Annotated in this window: 14 protein-coding genes; all 14 read right to left on the bottom strand. The window is 71.6% G+C overall.

Translation table 11 applies throughout. The features are described from left to right. Nucleotides 1–52 precede the first annotated feature (52 nt). The 14 genes from ACFV7Q_RS34480 to ACFV7Q_RS34545 all read right to left on the bottom strand — a co-directional run bounded on the left by ACFV7Q_RS34480 (nucleotide 53) and on the right by ACFV7Q_RS34545 (nucleotide 16683). Nucleotides 53–1234: a DivIVA domain-containing protein gene (locus ACFV7Q_RS34480; RefSeq protein WP_385434784.1), complete on the bottom strand. Its 1182-nt coding sequence runs from the start codon at nucleotides 1232–1234 to the stop codon at nucleotides 53–55. An 82-nt stretch (nucleotides 1235–1316) separates the two neighbouring features. Continuing rightward, entirely contained in the window at nucleotides 1317–1613 is a 297-nt protein-coding gene (locus tag ACFV7Q_RS34485) for a YggT family protein (RefSeq protein WP_030155988.1), read from the bottom strand. Between the two features lie 59 nt (nucleotides 1614–1672). Further along, complete coding sequence (locus tag ACFV7Q_RS34490; protein ID WP_179176300.1) at nucleotides 1673–2284, bottom strand: cell division protein SepF; 612 nt, start codon at nucleotides 2282–2284, stop codon at nucleotides 1673–1675. 151 nt (nucleotides 2285–2435) lie between these two features. Next, a complete protein-coding gene (locus tag ACFV7Q_RS34495) occupies nucleotides 2436–3155 on the bottom strand; it encodes a YggS family pyridoxal phosphate-dependent enzyme (protein ID WP_385434786.1) in 720 nt (239 codons plus the stop codon). Nucleotides 3156–3158: 3 nt separating this feature from the next. Beyond that, nucleotides 3159–3890 carry a peptidoglycan editing factor PgeF gene (pgeF, locus tag ACFV7Q_RS34500; RefSeq protein ID WP_385434788.1) on the bottom strand — a complete coding sequence of 244 codons (732 nt, stop codon included), beginning with the start codon at nucleotides 3888–3890 and terminating at the stop codon, nucleotides 3159–3161. Further along, a complete protein-coding gene (ftsZ, locus tag ACFV7Q_RS34505) occupies nucleotides 3887–5095 on the bottom strand; it encodes a cell division protein FtsZ (protein WP_385434790.1) in 1209 nt (402 codons plus the stop codon). The genes pgeF and ftsZ overlap by 4 nt, the downstream gene beginning before the upstream one ends. A gap of 280 nt (nucleotides 5096–5375) precedes the next feature. Further along, on the bottom strand, nucleotides 5376–6059 hold the full coding sequence (locus ACFV7Q_RS34510; protein ID WP_385434805.1) for a cell division protein FtsQ/DivIB: 684 nt from the start codon (nucleotides 6057–6059) through the stop codon (nucleotides 5376–5378). Nucleotides 6060–6412: 353 nt separating this feature from the next. Beyond that, complete coding sequence (gene murG / locus ACFV7Q_RS34515; RefSeq protein ID WP_385434792.1) at nucleotides 6413–7507, bottom strand: undecaprenyldiphospho-muramoylpentapeptide beta-N-acetylglucosaminyltransferase; 1095 nt, start codon at nucleotides 7505–7507, stop codon at nucleotides 6413–6415. Between the two features lie 6 nt (nucleotides 7508–7513). After that, nucleotides 7514–8917, bottom strand: coding sequence for a putative lipid II flippase FtsW (gene ftsW / locus ACFV7Q_RS34520; protein WP_385434794.1), 1404 nt, complete (start codon nucleotides 8915–8917; stop codon nucleotides 7514–7516). Between the two features lie 70 nt (nucleotides 8918–8987). Then, on the bottom strand, nucleotides 8988–10427 hold the full coding sequence (gene murD, locus ACFV7Q_RS34525) for a UDP-N-acetylmuramoyl-L-alanine--D-glutamate ligase (RefSeq protein WP_385434796.1): 1440 nt from the start codon (nucleotides 10425–10427) through the stop codon (nucleotides 8988–8990). Further along, complete coding sequence (gene mraY, locus ACFV7Q_RS34530) at nucleotides 10409–11479, bottom strand: phospho-N-acetylmuramoyl-pentapeptide-transferase (RefSeq protein ID WP_385434798.1); 1071 nt, start codon at nucleotides 11477–11479, stop codon at nucleotides 10409–10411. The genes murD and mraY overlap by 19 nt, the downstream gene beginning before the upstream one ends. Next, nucleotides 11476–12903, bottom strand: a complete 1428-nt coding sequence (murF, locus tag ACFV7Q_RS34535) for a UDP-N-acetylmuramoyl-tripeptide--D-alanyl-D-alanine ligase (protein WP_385434801.1) — start codon at nucleotides 12901–12903, stop codon at nucleotides 11476–11478. The genes mraY and murF overlap by 4 nt, the downstream gene beginning before the upstream one ends. Further along, entirely contained in the window at nucleotides 12900–14633 is a 1734-nt protein-coding gene (locus ACFV7Q_RS34540; RefSeq protein ID WP_385434803.1) for a UDP-N-acetylmuramoyl-L-alanyl-D-glutamate--2,6-diaminopimelate ligase, read from the bottom strand. The genes murF and ACFV7Q_RS34540 overlap by 4 nt, the downstream gene beginning before the upstream one ends. 49 nt (nucleotides 14634–14682) lie before the next feature. After that, nucleotides 14683–16683 carry a peptidoglycan D,D-transpeptidase FtsI family protein gene (locus ACFV7Q_RS34545; RefSeq protein ID WP_385434807.1) on the bottom strand — a complete coding sequence of 667 codons (2001 nt, stop codon included), beginning with the start codon at nucleotides 16681–16683 and terminating at the stop codon, nucleotides 14683–14685. Nucleotides 16684–16719: the final 36 nt, after the last annotated feature.

Here is a 16719-nt window from a genome sequence, read left to right on the forward strand (position 1 = left end):
TTCCTGAGGAACCCGGGCCCGGCCCGTGGTGACTGCTGACGGCGACGTCAGGTCAGTTGTCGTCCTCGTCGATGAGGAAGCCGCGCATCGGCGACGGCGCCTGCATCGGCTGCGGCGCAGCGGGCCGCACCGGAGCCATCGGCTGCGTCATCGCCGGAGACATCTGCTGCTGCCCACCGTACGACGGCCCGCTCATCGGCGAGGGGCCACCCATCGGCGACGGGCTGCTCATCGGGGACGGACCGCCCATGCCCATCGAACCGGCGGGGGCCATCGACGGGGACGGCGACGGCGGCAGCGCCGGACCGGCCGGGTTCCGCGGCGGGGCCAGGGAGTCGTCGGCCTGGGTCTCCAGCTGGCGCAGCTGCGACTCCAGGTAGGACTTCAGACGCGTACGGTACTCACGCTCGAAGCCCCGCAGGTCCTCGACCTTGCGCTCCAGCGTGGCCCGCGCGGACTCCAGGGAGCCCATGGCGACGCGGTGCTTCTCCTGGGCGTCCCGCTCCAGCGCGTCGGCCTTGGCGCGGGCGTCCCGCTCCAGGCCCTCGGCGCGGCTGCGCGCCTCGCCGACGATCTTGTTCGCCTCGGAGCGGGCCTCCGCGATCGCCTGGTCGGCGGTCTGCTGGGCCAGGGACAGGACACGGGCGGCGCTGTCGCCACCGGGGCCCTGCTGCGGGAGCTGCGGCTGCGGCGGCTGCATGGGCTGCATCTGCTGCCCCATCGGCTGCATCTGCTGGCCCATGGGCTGCATCTGCTGGCCCATCGGCTGCATCTGCTGGCCGAGCGGGTTCTGGCCGCCCATGGACTGCTGACCGCCCATGGTGTGCATGGGGCCGCCCATCGGGCCGGGGCCACCGGGGCCCTGCGGGCCGCCGGGGCCGCCCATCGGGCCGGGGCCGGCCGGGAGCTGCGGCTGGCCGCCCGGGAGCTGCGGCGGACCCATCTGCGGCGGGCCCTGCTGGGCCGGCGGGCCGGATATGGCAGCGGGCACGGGGCCGCCGGGGCGCTGGTCCTGGGGTTCCGGCTTGCGCATGCCCTGCTGCTGCTGGTTCTGCGCGGCGGCGCGCGTGGCTGCGGCCAGCTTGGCCCGCAGGTCCTCGTTCTCGCGCAGCAGGCGCGTCAGCTCGGCTTCGACCTCGTCGAGGAAGGCATCGACCTCGTCCTCGTCATAGCCTTCTCGGAGGCGGACGGTCGTGAACTGCTTGTTCCGCACGTCCTCGGGAGTCAGCGGCATGTCTTCTTCACCTCTACGTAGTCGTCGGCAGTCGGCAAGACCGGATCGGGACTGTCCCCGCACGTGCGGGAAAGCTCATCGTTCACACGCTTCTCGCAGCTGTGCTCACGAAGCTGATGAGGATGTAAACGATGATCATCAGAACGAAGAAGGACAGGTCGAGTGCCACGCCCCCGAGACGCAACGGCGGAATGAACCGCCTGAGAAGCTTGAGCGGCGGATCGGTGACAGTGTAGGTCGCCTCCAGGACGACCACCATCGCCTTGCCGGGTGTCCATGAACGTGCGAACTGGAAGACGTAGTCCATCACCAGTCGGAAGATCAGCACGATTAGGAAGCACATCAGCGCGATGTAGACCACCTGTAGTGCGACGCCCATCCCGCGCTTCCCTCTCCCCTGCTCTCACTCTCGTTCCGCCCCGTGTCTGACGGATCGGTCTAGCTTTGGTTGAAGAACCCGCCCTCCGCGATGCGGGCCTTGTCCTCCGCCGTGACATCGACGTTAGCAGGCGAGAGCAGGAACACCTTCTGTGTCACGCGTTCAATGCTGCCGTGCAATCCGAACACGAGACCGGCTGCAAAGTCGACAAGTCGCTTTGCGTCCGTGTCGTCCATCTCCGTGAGGTTCATGATCACCGGAGTGCCCTCGCGGAAGTGTTCCCCGATGGTACGGGCCTCGTTGTACGTCCGGGGGTGCAGCGTCGTGATGCGGTACGGCTCCCGCTCGGAGACGACCTTGGGCATGATCACGGGGGCGTTCTTCTCCACGTTCGATCGTTCAGGTGTGATGGATGCCACGGGGGCGATTCGCGCAGGACGTCCGCTTTCGACCGGCAAGGGAGTGGGTTCCCGTTGCGGCGGGGGCTGCACGGCTCGTACCGGTTCTTCCGGTACGGGCGCTTGGTGCACGGGCTGCTGCTGGCGCCGGCGGTCCCGCTCCGGTTCCGGCTCGGGTTCGAACTCGTCGTCGGGGTCGTACCCCGGGTTGTCGTACCGGTCGTCCTCCACGAGGCCGAGGTAGACCGCCATCTTGCGCATCGCGCCGGCCATTCTCTGAGTCCTCCGCTCTGTGGTGGATCGCCGTCTCGCAGGTGTGCCGCTGTGTCACCGAAGTCACCAACTGCCCGCGATCCACGTGGTCTGTCCGCCCTCCAGCGGGAATGACCATATTTTCTGCTGTGGTCCGACTTTCTTCGCGACGTTACCCGAGCCGGGGTCTCGCGCCGAGTACCGCAGTGCCGACGCGCACATGTGTCGCACCGGCCGCAACGGCCTCTTCCAGATCTGCACTCATCCCGGCCGACACCATCGTGGCAGTCGGATGGTCCGCGCGCAGGCGGGATGACAATTCCACCAGCCGCTCGAAAGCGGCCCGTTCGCGTCCCGCATAGGGGCCGGCCAGCGGAGCCACGGTCATCACTCCGTCGATCCGCAGTCCCGGCGCACCGGCCACGAGGTCCGCGAGTTCGGCGAGCTGCTCGGGAGCCGCGCCGCCGCGGCTGCCGCGCTCCCCCGACTCGGCGTCGAGGGCGATCTGCACGAGGCAGCCGAGCTCCCGCCCGCTCTGCTGCGCCGCCGCGGAGAGCGCGGTGACCAGTCGGGGCCGGTCGACCGACTGCACCACATGCGCATATCCGGCAACGGAACGGGCTTTGTTCGTCTGCAACTGACCGACGAAGTGCCAGGTGAGCGGCAGATCCGCGCAGGCGTCCGCCTTGGGGGCGGCGTCCTGGTCGCGATTCTCCGCAACATGACGGACGCCCAGCTCCGCCAGCAGTCGTACGTCGCTCGCGGGATAGGTCTTGGTGACGACGATGAGCGTCACCTCGTCCCGCGCACGCCCCGCGGCGGCGCAGGCGGAGGAGATGCGTTCCTCCACCCGCGCCAGGTTCTCCGCGAGTTCCGACTTACGATCCGTCATCAACTAGTCCAACCAGACATATCCGGCAAGCCGCCCGGTCACCCGGTCGCGGCGGTACGAGAAGTGGTCCCGCGACTCCAGTGTGCAGACCGGCGATCGGTGCCTGTTCACCACCCCCGCCTCGGCGAGCTGGGCGTGCACCCCGGCGACCACGTCGACCGCGGGGGTCCCCCAACTCGTCTCGGACCGGGCCGCCGGGACCACCCCGGCGACCTCGTCGCGCATGGCGGCGGGCACCTCGTAGCAGCGGCCGCAGACCGCCGGGCCGGTGCGGGCGATGATCCGGCCCGGCTCGGCCCCCAGCGAGACCATCGCCTCGACGGCGGCCGGCACCACTCCGGCGACCAGTCCGGGCCGGCCCGCGTGGGCGGCGCCGGCGACCCCGGCGACGGGGTCGGCCAGCAGCACCGGGGTGCAGTCCGCCGTGAGCACCGCCAGGGCCAGGCCCCGGCGGGCGGTCACCACCGCGTCCACCTCGGGTACGGCCCGGTCGGACGGCCAGGGTCCGGTGACCACGGCGACGTCCCTGCCGTGCACCTGGTTCATCCAGACCACGTGGTCCGGTTCGACGCCCAGGGCCCCGGCCGCGATCGCCCGGTTCGCCAGAACGGCGGCCGGGTCGTCTCCGACCGCGCCGCCGAGATTGAGCTCCTCGTACGGAACGGCGCTCACCCCGCCCCACCGGTCGGTGAAGGCGAAGTGGGCGCCGCTCTCGCTGTGCTGCCCCAGGGTCACTTCAGGAAGTCCGGTACGTCCAGTTCCTCGGCCGGGCTGTCCTGGTAGGGACGGGCCGTGGGGACCTGCGGCGCGGGGGGCGCGACCTCGACCGGGGCGACCGGCTCGACGGGGGCCGGGGGCTCCTCGCGGGGGGTGACGGTGCCGAGGCCGCCGAAGGCCGGGCGGACCGGCTCGGGGGCGCGGACCGGGGCCGGGGCGGGCTCCTCGCGCTTGGTGGACGCGGCACCGATGACGTTGTCGCGGCGGGCCGGGGGCTGCCCGCCGTCGAAGCCGGCCGCGATGACGGTGACCCGCACCTCGTCGCCGAGGGCGTCGTCGATGACGGCACCGAAGATGATGTTCGCCTCGGGGTGCGCGGCCTCGCTCACCAGCTGGGCGGCCTCGTTGATCTCGAACAGGCCGAGGTCCGAACCGCCCGAGATGGACAGCAGGACGCCGCGGGCGCCGTCGATGGAGGCCTCCAGCAGCGGCGAGGAGATCGCCATCTCGGCGGCGGCCACCGCGCGGTCGTCGCCGCGGGCCGAGCCGATGCCCATGAGGGCCGAGCCCGCCTCGGACATCACGGACTTGACGTCGGCGAAGTCGAGGTTGATCAGACCCGGGGTGGTGATGAGGTCGGTGATGCCCTGGACACCGGAGAGCAGGACCTGGTCCGCGGACTTGAAGGCGTCCAGGACCGAGACCTGGCGGTCCGAGATGGACAGCAGCCGGTCGTTGGGGATGACGATGAGGGTGTCGACCTCTTCGCGGAGCTCGGCGATGCCGTCCTCCGCCTGGTTCGCGCGGCGCCGCCCCTCGAAGGTGAACGGCCGGGTGACCACACCGATGGTCAGGGCGCCGAGCGAGCGCGCGATGTTCGCGACGACCGGGGCGCCGCCGGTGCCGGTGCCGCCGCCCTCGCCCGCGGTGACGAAGACCATGTCGGCCCCCTTGAGGACCTCCTCGATCTCCTCGCGGTGGTCCTCGGCCGCCTTGCGGCCGACCGCCGGGTTGGCTCCGGCGCCGAGGCCCCGGGTGAGTTCGCGGCCGACGTCGAGCTTGACGTCGGCGTCGCTCATCAACAGGGCCTGGGCGTCCGTGTTGATGGCGATGAACTCGACGCCTTTGAGACCGACCTCGATCATCCGGTTGATGGCATTGACACCACCGCCGCCGACACCGATGACCTTGATGACTGCGAGGTAGTTCTGCGGTGCTGCCACGTCGAAGGCCTCTCGCCTCGAGTTACGTGTCGCCGCTTCGCGGGCCTGCGCTGCGACGACTGATGCCGAAATGTGGGACGGTCCGAACGCGCCGACCCGAACCCTAACCCTGAAGTTTAGGGTTAAGTATGTGCCTGTTCCCTGGACTCTTCCGAACAGGACACTAAGTCGACAAGTAGCGCGTGTTCAACGAACACGCCGAACCTCCCGTTTTTCTTTTCACCCTATGTGATCACCCGTATCGGTGGCCAACCAGGGTGCGTCGCGGCGCGACCGAACGTCAACTCCCGGACACGGCAGGGGCCGTGGGGACGCTCACGTCGAAGTGGGCAGCCGTCGGTGCGGCTTTGAGCAGAGCGGTCAGCGCACGCCCCTTCGCCTCCCCCTGCTCCCCGCTCCCCCACACCACCGTGCGCCGTCCGGTCAGCTCCAGGACGATCGAGTCGTACGAGCCCACCTTGACCTGCACGGTCTGCCGGGAGACGACCTCGGGGAGGTCTCCGGCGACGCCCACGGCCTCGCGCAGCAGCCGCTCCTCGTCGAAGCGGCGGCCGCTCGGCGACTGCGCCACGTTCAATTCGAGGAGGGGTACGCCGTCCGGTGCTTTCGCAACCGTGTCGAAGCGGACACCCGAAGCGTCCACTTCCACGTAGTTGGCGTCCTTTTTGACGAGCAGGACGGGTTTGCGTTCCGTCACTTTGAGACCGATTCCGCGGGGCCAGGCACGGACCACATCGACCGAATCGACGCGGGGCAGCCGCTTGCGGACCCGCTGCCCGATCTCGTCGGTGTCCACGTTCACGAGCGGGGCGCCGACCGGCACGGCCGCGGCGGCCAGGACCTGTTCGGGGGTGAGCACCTGCGTGCCGCTCGTGGTCACCTTCTCGACCCGGAGCCAGGAGGACCCGTAGAGCACCCAGCAGACGCCCGCGGTGAGCAGCGCGGTGACCGCGCCGACGGCCATCAGCCGGCCCCGGCCGCGCAGCCGCCGGACCAGACGGAGCGCACCGGGGCGCGGGACGGACCGGGCCTTGGGGGCCTTGGGCGCCTTGGGGGCCTTCGCCGGCTTCGAGGGCTTGGCGACCTTCGTCGGCTCCTGCGGCTTCGACCGCTTCGACTCCTTCGGGAGCTTCCGGAGCTTGGGGAGCTTGGGGCGCTTCGACTCCTCGGGCGCCCGAGGCGGCTTCGGCGACGCGGGCGGCTGGGGGGAGCCGGAGCCCTTGCCCTTGCGGGCGGGCCGGTCGGAACCGGGTGTCCCGCGCTGTGCGGTGTTCGCTCCGGCCACTCCTGTGCCTCCTGCGTCTGCGCTGTACCGCCTCAGCGGTTCCGGTGGGCGGCGATCGCCTCGTACACCATCGCGACCAGCAGCTCGTCGGCGTCGCGGCGGCCGAACTCGGAGGCGGCGCGGGACATCTCGTACAGGCGGTGCGGGTCGGACAGCACCGGCAGGACGTTGCCGAGCACCCAGTCGGGCGTCAGCTCCGCGTCGTCGACGAGCAGGCCGCCACCTGCCTTGACCACCGGCTGGGCGTTGAGCCGCTGTTCGCCGTTGCCGATCGGCAACGGGACGTACGCGGCGGGGAGCCCGACGGCGGAGAGTTCGGCGACGGTCATCGCACCCGCACGGCACAGCATCATGTCGGCGGCGGCGTACGCGAGATCCATCCGGTCCAGGTACGGTACCGGGACATAGGGCGGCATCCCGGGCATGTTGTCGACGTGCGGCATTTCGTTCTTCGGGCCGACCGCGTGCAGGATCTGGATCCCGGAGCGCTGGAGGGTCGGGGCGACCTGCTGGACGGTCTCGTTGAGGCGGCGGGCGCCTTGCGAGCCGCCGGAGACGAGCAGGGTCGGCAGGTTGGGGTCCAGGCCGAAGGTCGCGCGGGCCTCCGGGCGGGCGGCGGCGCGGTCCAGGGTGGCGATGGTGCGGCGCAGGGGGATGCCCACGTAGCGGGCCCCGCGCAGCTTGCTGTCGGGCGTGGAGACGGCCACGGCGTGGGCGTAGCGGGAGCCGATCTTGTTGGCCAGGCCGGGGCGGGCGTTGGCCTCGTGGACGATGATCGGCACGCCGAGCCGCTTGGCCGCGAGGTAGCCGGGCAGGGCCACGTAGCCGCCGAAGCCGACGACGACGTCGGCCTTGGTGCGCTCCAGGATCTCCTCGGCCGCCTTGATGGTGCCGCGCAGCCGCCCCGGGACGGTGATCAGCTCGGGGGTGGGCTTGCGGGGCAGCGGGACGGCGGGGATCAGGCCCAGCTCGTAGCCGCGCTCGGGCACGAGGCGGGTTTCGAGTCCACGCTCCGTGCCGAGGGCGGTGATGCCCACGGAGGGGTCCTGCCTGCGCAGGGCGTCCGCGAGGGCGAGCGCGGGCTCGATGTGGCCGGCGGTCCCCCCACCGGCGAGTACGACATGCACCGAAATTCACCGCTCTCCGGACGGACGCGTCTTGACGCGCCGTCTCATCGACTTCCATCTCTGCCCGGTCCGCTTCCAGCCCGACCTCGGCTGGCGCATCGCGAGCGCCGCACGCGCGGCCGGCTCCTCCCGCGCGAAGGCGATGAGCAGACCGACCGCGAACATGGTCGGCAACAGGGCGGAGCCTCCGTACGAGAACAGCGGGAGCGGGACTCCGGCGATCGGCAGCAGGCCGAGCACCGCACCGATGTTGATCACGGCCTGGGCCGTGATCCAGGTGGTCACGCCTCCCGCGGCATAGCGTACGAAGGAGTCCTCCGTGCGTCCGGCCACGCGGATACCCGCATAGCCTAGAGCCGCGAACAGGGCGAGTACCGACAGCGTCCCCGCCAGACCCAGTTCCTCCCCGGTGATGGCGAAGATGAAGTCGGTGTGGGCTTCCGGCAGTTGACCCCATTTTTCCACACTGGCCCCCAAACCGGATCCGAACCATCCGCCGGAGGCGAGGGCGTAGATCCCGTGTACGGCCTGCCAGCAGAGGTCGTTTTTGCCGGGTTCGGTCGCGCCGAGGCAGGCGAGCCGGTCCATGCGGTGGGGGGTGGTCTTGATCAGCAGTGCGACGATCACACCCGCGAAGGCGAGCACGGCCACGAAGAGCCGGGTGGGGGCGCCGGCGAGCCACAGCAGGCCGAACAGGATGGCTCCGAGGATCATGGCGGTGCCCATGTCCCCGCCCAGCATGATCAGGCCGAGCAGCAGGAAGGCCACCGGGACCAGCGGCACCAGCAGGTGCTTCCACTGGGTCAGCAGGCCCTTGTCGCCCTTGCGGGCCAGCAGGTCGGCGCCCCACAGGATCAGCGCCAGCTTGCCGAACTCGCTGGGCTGGAGCATGAACGGACCGCCGAGGGAGATCCAGTTCTGGTTGCCGTTGATCGCCACCCCTATCCCGGGGACTTGGACCAGGACCATCAGGAACAGGGTTCCGGCGAGCACCGGGTAGGACAGCGCCCGGTGCAGCTTGACCGGCATCCGGGAGGCGGCGAGCAGCAGGAGGGTTCCGATCAGGGCGGCCACGAACTGCTTCTTGAAGAAGTACGCGTCGCCCAGGCCCAGCTGGAGCGCTTTGATCATCGAGGCCGAGTAGACCATCACCAGGCCGAGCACGGTGATGAGCAGCGAACTGCCGAAGATCAGGTAGTACGCGGTGAGGGGCCGGTCCCAGGCCCGGCGCAGTTGCCGCTGCGTCCGCCGCAGCCGGGTCAGCGGGCCGCCCCCGATACCGGGCCGCCGCGCTCCCGGTACCGGGCGTCTGCGGCCCTGCACCTTGACGGACCGCAGGCCCTTCGCAGGACCCGCGGCGGCCTTCCCCGCGGACGGCCGCCGCCCGGGCAGCACCTCCTTGGCCGGCATCTGTGACCTTCCCCTCCACTCGTACGGGGGCGGGGCGGCCGCCCGGCCGGAGAGGAGCCCCCTGCCTGACCTAGGCGCTCTCGGCGGCCAGTTCGCGCACCGCGTCCGCGAAGGCGTCCCCGCGCTTGTTGTAGTTCGCGAACATGTCCATCGACGCACAGGCGGGTGCCAACAGGACCGTGTCGCCGGGTTCGGCGAGTCGGGCCGCCTCCCGGACCGCCGCGAGCATCGCCCCAGTGTCGGTCCGGTCGAGGTCGACGACCGGGACATCGGGGGCGTGTCGCGCCAGCGCCTCGGCGATGAGCGCCCGGTCGGCGCCGATCAGCACCGCGCCGCGCATCCGCTCGGCCGACTTCTGCACGAGCTCGTCGAAGGTCGCGCCCTTGGCGAGGCCGCCCGCGATCCACACGACCGGCTCGTACGCGGCCAGGGAGGCTTCGGCGGCGTGCGTGTTCGTGGCCTTGGAGTCGTCGACGTACGCGACCCCGCCGACCTCGTCCACGAACGCGACCCGGTGCGCGTCCGGGCGGAAGTCGCGCAGCCCGTCGCGGACCGCGCGCGGCGGGACGCCGAAGGCGCGGGCCAGGGCGGCCGCGGCGAGCGCGTTGGCGATGTTGTGCGGGGCGGGCGGGGTGATGTCCGAGACCTCGGCGAGCTCCTGGGCGTTCTTCTGCCGGTTCTCGACGAAGGCGCGGTCCACGAGGATCCCGTCGACGACGCCGAGCATGGAGGGGCCGGGGGCGCCGAGGGTGAAGCCGATGGCGCGGCAGCCCTCCACGACGTCGGCCTCCTCGACGAGCCGCTCGGTGGCGGGGTCGGCGACGTTGTAGACGCAGGCGACGGTGTTGCCCTCGTAGATGCGGCCCTTGTCGGCGGCGTACGCCTCCATGGAGCCGTGCCAGTCGAGGTGGTCCGGGGCCAGGTTGAGGACGGCCGCCGAGTGGGCGCGCACGGAGGGTGCCCAGTGCAGCTGGTAGCTGGAGAGCTCGACGGCGAGGACGTCGTACTCCTCCTCGCCGAGCACCACGTCGATGATCGGGGTGCCGATGTTGCCGACGGCCGCGGTCCGCAGGCCGGCGGCCTTCAGGATCGAGGCGAGCATCTGGGTCGTGGTGGTCTTGCCGTTCGTCCCGGTGATCGCGAGCCACGGGGCGGGCTCGCGCCCGGGGCGGGACCCGCGGAGCTGCCAGGCGATCTCCACGTCGCCGACGACCTCCACGCCGGCCGCCGCGGCGGCGGCGAACAGCGGGCTGTCCGGCTTCCAGCCGGGCGAGGTGACGACGAGGCCGGTGCCCTCCGGCAGCGTCTCGGCGTCGCCGAGGCGGACGGAGATGCCCAGGTGCGCGAGTTCGGCCGCCTTCGCGCGGTGGCCCTCGCCGTCGCCGCCGTCCACGACGGTCACCGATGCGCCGAAGCCGGCCAGGGCGCGGGCGGCGCTGATGCCGCTCACGCCGAGACCGGCGACGGTGATGTTCTTGCCCTGCCAGGAGGTCACTTGTCGGCTGCCCATCCAGCGTAGAAGAGTCCGAGTCCGACGATCACGCACATGCCCTGGATGATCCAGAAGCGGACCACCACGAGCACTTCGGACCAGCCCTTGAGTTCGAAGTGGTGCTGCAGCGGCGCCATCCGGAAGACGCGCTTCCCGGTCAGCCGGAACGAGCCGACCTGGATGACCACCGAGAGGGTGATGAGCACGAAGAGGCCGCCGAGGAGGGCGATCAGGAACTCCGTGCGGGAGCAGATCGCCAGACCGGCGAGTGCGCCGCCGAGGGCCAGCGAGCCGGTGTCACCCATGAAGATCTTGGCCGGCGAGGTGTTCCACCACAGGAAGCCGAAGCAGGCGCCCATGAGCGCGGACGCGACGACCGCGAGGTCGAGCGGGTCTCGCACCTCGAAGCAGGCGTTCGGGTTGGTCAGGGTCTCCGCGTTGGCGCAGGACTCCTGGAACTGCCAGACACCGATGAACGTGTAGGCGCCGAAGACCATCACGGCGGCGCCGGTGGCCAGGCCGTCCAGGCCGTCCGTCAGGTTCACGCCGTTGGACATGGCCAGGATCATGAACAGCGCCCAGACCACGAACAGGACGGGGCCGATCGACCAGCCGAAGTCGTTGACGAACGACAGCTTCGTGGAGGCCGGGGCGAGCCCACGGGCGTCCTTGAACTGCAGTGCCAGCACGGCGAAAGCGATGCCGACGATCAGCTGGCCGGCCATCTTGGCCTTGGCCCGCAGACCGAGCGAACGCCGCTTGACGATCTTGATGTAGTCGTCGAGGTAGCCGACGAGGCCCATGCCGGCCATCAGGAACAGCACCAGCACACCGGAGAACGACGGCGTCTGACCGGTCAGCACCTTCGTCAGGGCGTACGCGATGAGCGTGGCCAGGATGAAGGAGATGCCGCCCATGGTGGGCGTGCCCTTCTTCCCGAGGTGGCCGCGCGGGCCGTCGTCGCGGATGAACTGGCCGTAGCCCTTGCGGGCCAGCAGCTTGATCAGCAGCGGGGTGCCGATGACGGTGAGGAACATACCGATGACACCGGCGAACAGGATCTGCCTCATCGGCCGGCGACCTCGCCCTCGGCGCCGTCGAGCAGCGCCTGCGCGACCCGCTCCAGGCCGATCGACCTGGAAGCCTTCACCAGCACGACGTCACCCGGGCGCAGTTCACTGCGCAACAGGTCGATCGCCGCCTGCGCGTCGGACACGAGCACCGACTCCTCACCCCACGAACCCTCGTTATAGGCGCCCAGTTGCAGCCAGGACGCTTCCCTGCCCCCGACTGCGACGAGCTTGCTCACGTTGAGCCGGACGGCAAGCCGTCCCACCGCGTCGTGCTCGGCCAGCGCGGAGTCGCCGAGCTCGGCCATGGGACCGAGCACCGCCCACGTGCGCCCCCCGTTCGCCCTGGCGGCGCCGCCCATGGCGGCCAGCGCACGCAGTGCGGCCCGCATGGACTCGGGGTTCGCGTTGTAGGCGTCGTTGACGACCGTGACGCCGTCCGCTCGCTCGGTGACCTCCATCCGCCACCGGGACAAGGTGCCCGCCCCGGAGAGCGCGGTGGCGATCTCGTCGACGGACATGCCCAGCACGTGGGCGACGGCGGCCGCGGCAAGCGCGTTCGACACGTGGTGCTCACCGTACAGGCGCAAGGTCACTTCGCCGCACCCGGTGGGTGTGTGAAGTGTGAAGGAGGGCTGCCCGGCAGGTGTCATCCGGACTTCCGAAGCCCGGACGTCGGCGTCCTCGGCCTCGCCGAACAACAGCGTACGGGCCCGGGTACGGGCGGACATCGCCCGCACCAGCGGGTCGTCGGCGTTGAGGACGGCGACTCCGCCGTCGGCCGCGGCGGGCAGGGCCTCGACCAGCTCGCCCTTGGCCAGGGCGATCTGCTCGCGGCCGCCGAACTCGCCGATGTGGGCGGTGCCCACGTTGAGCACGAGTCCGATGCGCGGCGGGGTCAGCCCGGTGAGGTAGGCGATGTGCCCGATGCCGCGGGCACCCATCTCCAGCACCAGGTGCCGGGTCTCCTCGGTGGCACGCAGTGCGGTGAGCGGCAGGCCGATCTCGTTGTTGAGGGAGCCGGGCGTCCACACGGTGGGCGCGTGGGCCTGGAGGACCTGGGCGATGAGGTCCTTGGTGGAGGTCTTTCCGGCGGAGCCGGTGAGGGCCACCACATCGGTGCCGAGACGCTGGACGACGGCCCGGGCGAGGGCGCCGAGCGCCTTCTCGACGTCGGGCACGACGATCGCGGGGACGCCGAGGGGCCGGGCGGCGAGGACGGCCGCGGCGCCGGAGTCCACGGCCTTCCCCGCGTAGTCGTGGCCGTCGACGTGCTCGCCGGCGAAGGCGGCGAACAGGCTGCCGGCCTCCACCTGGCGGGAGTCGATGACGACGGGCCCGGTGATCCGCACGGACGGATCCGGTATGTCGTGGGGCCGCCCGCCGGTGATGTCGGCGATCTCGGCGAGGGAAAGGGCGATCACTGGTTCACCTCGGCCTGGGGGACGTTCACGTCGTGCTGCCGCGCGGCGCGGTCGCGCGCGGCCTGTGCCTGGATCGCGGCGCGGAGCACCGCGCGGTCGTCGAAGGGCCGTACGACACCTGCGGTGTCCTGGCCCTGCTCGTGGCCCTTGCCCGCCACCAGCACGGTGTCGCCGGGCTCGGCTCGCGCGACGGCGGCGGCGATGGCCGCGGCCCGGTCGGCGTCGACGAGGACCTCGCCGCGCTCCTCGGAGGGCACCGAGACGGCGCCCTCGAACATGGCGGCGAGGATCTTCAGGGGGTCCTCGGAGCGCGGGTTGTCGGAGGTCAGCACGGCGGTGTCGGCGAACCGGGCCGCCGCGGCGCCCATCGGGCCGCGCTTGGTCGTGTCGCGGTCGCCGCCGCAGCCGAGGACGATGTGCAGCCGACCCGCGGTGACCTCGCGCAGCGCCCGCAGCACCGACTCGACGGCGTCGGTCTTGTGCGCGTAGTCGACGACGGCGAGGTACGGCTGCCCCGCGTCGACCCGCTCCAGGCGGCCCGGTACGCCGGGGACCGCGGCGACGCCGTCGGCGGCGGTCTGCGGGTCGAGGCCGGCGGCGGCGAGCGTGGCGATCGCGGCGACGGTGTTGGCGACGTTGAACGGGCCGGGCAGCGGGGCCTTCGCCGATACGCGTTCCCCGTTCGGGCCGAGCACGGTCAGCGTGGAGTCCATGTGCCCGAAGACGACGTCCTCGGCGCGCCAGTCGGCGCCCGGGTCCCCGGCGGCGGAGAAGGTGACGACCGGGATCGCCGACTCCTTCGCGAGGCGGCGGCCGTACTCGTCGTCGAGGTTGACCACGCCCATGCGGGCGCGGCGCTCGGTGAAGAGCTGGGCCTTGGCCTGGAAGTAGTCCTCCATGTCGGAGTGGAACTCCATGTGCTCCGGGCTCAGGTTGTTGAAGACGGCGACGTCGAAGACGCAGCCGTCGACCCGGCCGAGCACGAGGGCGTGGCTGGAGACCTCCATGGCGACGGCCTCGACGCCGCGCTCGCGCATGACGGCGAACAGCGCCTGGAGGTCGGTGGCCTCGGGGGTGGTCCGCTCGGACTTGATGCGCTCGTCACCGATGCGCATCTCCACGGTGCCGACGAGCCCGGTGGTCCGGCCGGCCCCGCGCAGTCCGGCCTCGACGAGGTACGCCGTGGTCGTCTTCCCGGAGGTGCCGGTGATGCCGATCTGGAGCAGACCTTCGCCGGGGCGGCCGTAGATCGCGGCGGCGAGCTCGCCCATCCGACCGCGGGGGTCCGCGACGGCGAGCACCGGCAGGCCGGTCGCGGCGGCGCGCTCGGCGCCCGCCGGGTCGGTCAGTACGGCCGCGGCGCCGCGGGCGGCCGCCTGGGCGGCGAAGTCGGCGCCGTGCAGCCGGGCGCCGGGCAGGGCCGCGTACAGGTCACCGGGGCGCACGGCACGGGAGTCGTGCGTGATCCCGGTGATCAGCGGGCCCGACTGCTCGGGCGCGGCCCCGGCGTCCGCCAGGGCCGCGAGCTCGTGGAGCGGGGTCGGACGGGCGGTCGTGGGCCGCGGCGCGCCCGGCGGCGTTGCCGGGGCGTCGTGCTGGGTGGTTCTGGGCTGATCAGCGTGGGGCACGGCGGTGAGCGTACCGGGCGCGGCGGGCCGGTCGCGAAGTGAGGGCCCGCCCGGGACGGGGCCGGAGGGCTGGTTCCCGGGTTTCGGGGTGATCGTTGTCACTGGTGGTGCCTCACGGATCTTCTGGACGGGGCGGGCCTGCCGGAGGGTGTCACCGGCCGGGCTGCGGGGAGCTCTGGGGGGTGGCCCGGGGATCGGGTTCGTAGGTGACGGGAAGGCCGGCGGGGGCGCTTCCGGTGGGGGCGACCTGGAGGGTCTTGAGGGCGAACTCCATGACCTTCTTGTAGATGGGGCCGCAGATCTGGCCGCCGAAGTAGCTGCCCTTGGTGGGGTTCTGGATGGCGCAGTAGACGGTGACGCGGGGGTTGTCGGCGGGGGCGAACCCGGCGAAGGAGGCGGTGTAGCCCTTGTAGCGGCCGGTGGCCGGATCCACCCGGTTGGACGTGCCCGTCTTGCCGCCGACGCGGTAGCCGGGGATGCGGGCCTTGGTTCCGGTGCCCTCCTGGTCGTCGACGACGGACTCCAGCATTTCGGAGAGGGTCTTGGCGGTCTCCCGGCTGATCACGCGGGTCTGCTCCGGGGCCGGGGCGGGGGTGAAACGGCCGTCGGGCCCCTTGGTGCCGCGGACCAGGGTCGGCTCGATCCGGACGCCTCCGTTGGCGACGGTGGAGTACACGGAGGCCGCCTGCATGGCGTTGAGGGACAGGCCCTGGCCGAACGGGATCGTGTACTGCTGGGAGGTCGACCAGGCCTCGGGGCGGGCGAGGAGGCCGCGGGACTCGCCCGGGTAGTCCAGGCCGGTCGGCTGCCCGAGGCCGAACTTGGTCAAGTAGGAGTGGAGCACCTTGTTGGCCTCGGGCTGGGTGGGGCCGAGCTGGCCGGTGGCGAGGATGGTGCCGATGTTGGAGGACTTGGCCAGGACCCCGTTGAGGGTCAGGTACCAGGTCGGGTGGTCGATGTCGTCCTTGAACAACCGGTCGCCGCGGTGGAGCCGGTTGGGGACCTCGACGCGGGTGTCGGGGGTGGCCTTCTTCTCCTCCAGTACGGCGGCCATGGAGATGACCTTGGCGGTGGAGCCGGGCTCGTAGACGTCCTGGAGGGCCGCGTTGCCCATGGCGGCGGAGCTGGCCCGACTGAGGTCGTTCGGGTCGAAGCCCGGGGCGTTGGCCATGGCCAGCACCTCGCCGGTGCGGGTGTCCTGGACGATGACGTAGCCGCGGTCGGCCTCGGACTTCTGGACCTGCTCGGTGATGGCGCTCTGCGCCGCCCACTGGATGTCGCGGTCGATGGTCAGCTCGACGTCCTCGCCGGGCACGGCCGGCTTCTCGCTGGACCCGGCGGTGGGCACGCGGCGGCCGCCGGACTGGGCGTAGGTGATCGTGCCGTCCTTGCCGGCCAGCTTCCGGTCGAGGGCGGACTCCAGGCCGCCCGCGCCCTTGCCCTCGGCGTTGACGTAACCCAGTATCCCGGCGGCCAGGTCCCCGCCCGGGTACACCCGCTTGCTGCTGTCCTCGTTGAACACGCCGGCCATGACGTTGGCGCCGGGGCCGTTGTTCCGCTTGTCGGCGAGGGCCTTCTCGGCGAAGACCCGCTTGAGGTCCTTGATCTGGTTCCAGACCTGCGGGGTCTGGCGGCGGGCGAGGACGACGTAGCGGGTGTTCTTGGTCTTCAGCCGGGCGGTGAGCTCCTTGGCGTCGGCGTTCAGGATGGGCGCGAGGAGGGCGGCGGCCTGCTCGGGGGCGTCGGGGGCCTTGCTCTCCTGGGGGGTGAACATCTTGGGGTCGGCGGTGATGTCGTACGCGTCGACGCTGATGGCGAGGGCGACGCCCTTGCGGTCGGTGATCTCGCCGCGCTCGGCGGCCAGGGTGATGCTGGTGAAGCGGTTCTCGGAGGCCTTGGCGGAGTACGTGGCGGCGTCGACGGCCTGTACCTGGAGCAGCCGTACGACGAAGGCCAGCATCACGAGCGTCAGCCCGACGCCGACCAGGCGCAGCCGGGGCCTCGGGCTGCCGAGCCGGATCGTGTGCGGGGCGCGGGCGGCGGGGGGACGGCGGGTCGCGGGCCGGGTGCCGGGGCGGGGCCGGTCGGTGCTGCCGGGGCGGGGCCGTCCGGGGCCGGGCACCCGCCGCCGCGGGGTGTCCTGCGGGCTCACACCGCCACCTCCGGGCGCGTCCGCTCCGGGGTGCCG

The organism is Streptomyces sp. NPDC059851 (genome assembly GCF_042732005.1).
Lineage (GTDB): Bacteria > Actinomycetota > Actinomycetes > Streptomycetales > Streptomycetaceae > Streptomyces.

What these genes read in the sequence shown, in the direction of transcription:
- ACFV7Q_RS34480 (WP_385434784.1), bottom strand. Translation starts at nt 1,234, where the DNA reads ATGCCGCTGACTCCCGAGGACGTGCGGAACAAGCAGTTCACGACCGTC.
- ACFV7Q_RS34485 (WP_030155988.1), bottom strand. Translation starts at nt 1,613, where the DNA reads ATGGGCGTCGCACTACAGGTGGTCTACATCGCGCTGATGTGCTTCCTA.
- ACFV7Q_RS34490 (WP_179176300.1), bottom strand. Translation starts at nt 2,284, where the DNA reads ATGGCCGGCGCGATGCGCAAGATGGCGGTCTACCTCGGCCTCGTGGAG.
- ACFV7Q_RS34495 (WP_385434786.1), bottom strand. Translation starts at nt 3,155, where the DNA reads ATGACGGATCGTAAGTCGGAACTCGCGGAGAACCTGGCGCGGGTGGAG.
- ACFV7Q_RS34510 (WP_385434805.1), bottom strand. Translation starts at nt 6,059, where the DNA reads ATGGCCGTCGGCGCGGTCACCGCGCTGCTCACCGCGGGCGTCTGCTGG.
- ftsW (WP_385434794.1), bottom strand. Translation starts at nt 8,917, where the DNA reads ATGCCGGCCAAGGAGGTGCTGCCCGGGCGGCGGCCGTCCGCGGGGAAG.
- murD (WP_385434796.1), bottom strand. Translation starts at nt 10,427, where the DNA reads ATGGGCAGCCGACAAGTGACCTCCTGGCAGGGCAAGAACATCACCGTC.
- mraY (WP_385434798.1), bottom strand. Translation starts at nt 11,479, where the DNA reads ATGAGGCAGATCCTGTTCGCCGGTGTCATCGGTATGTTCCTCACCGTC.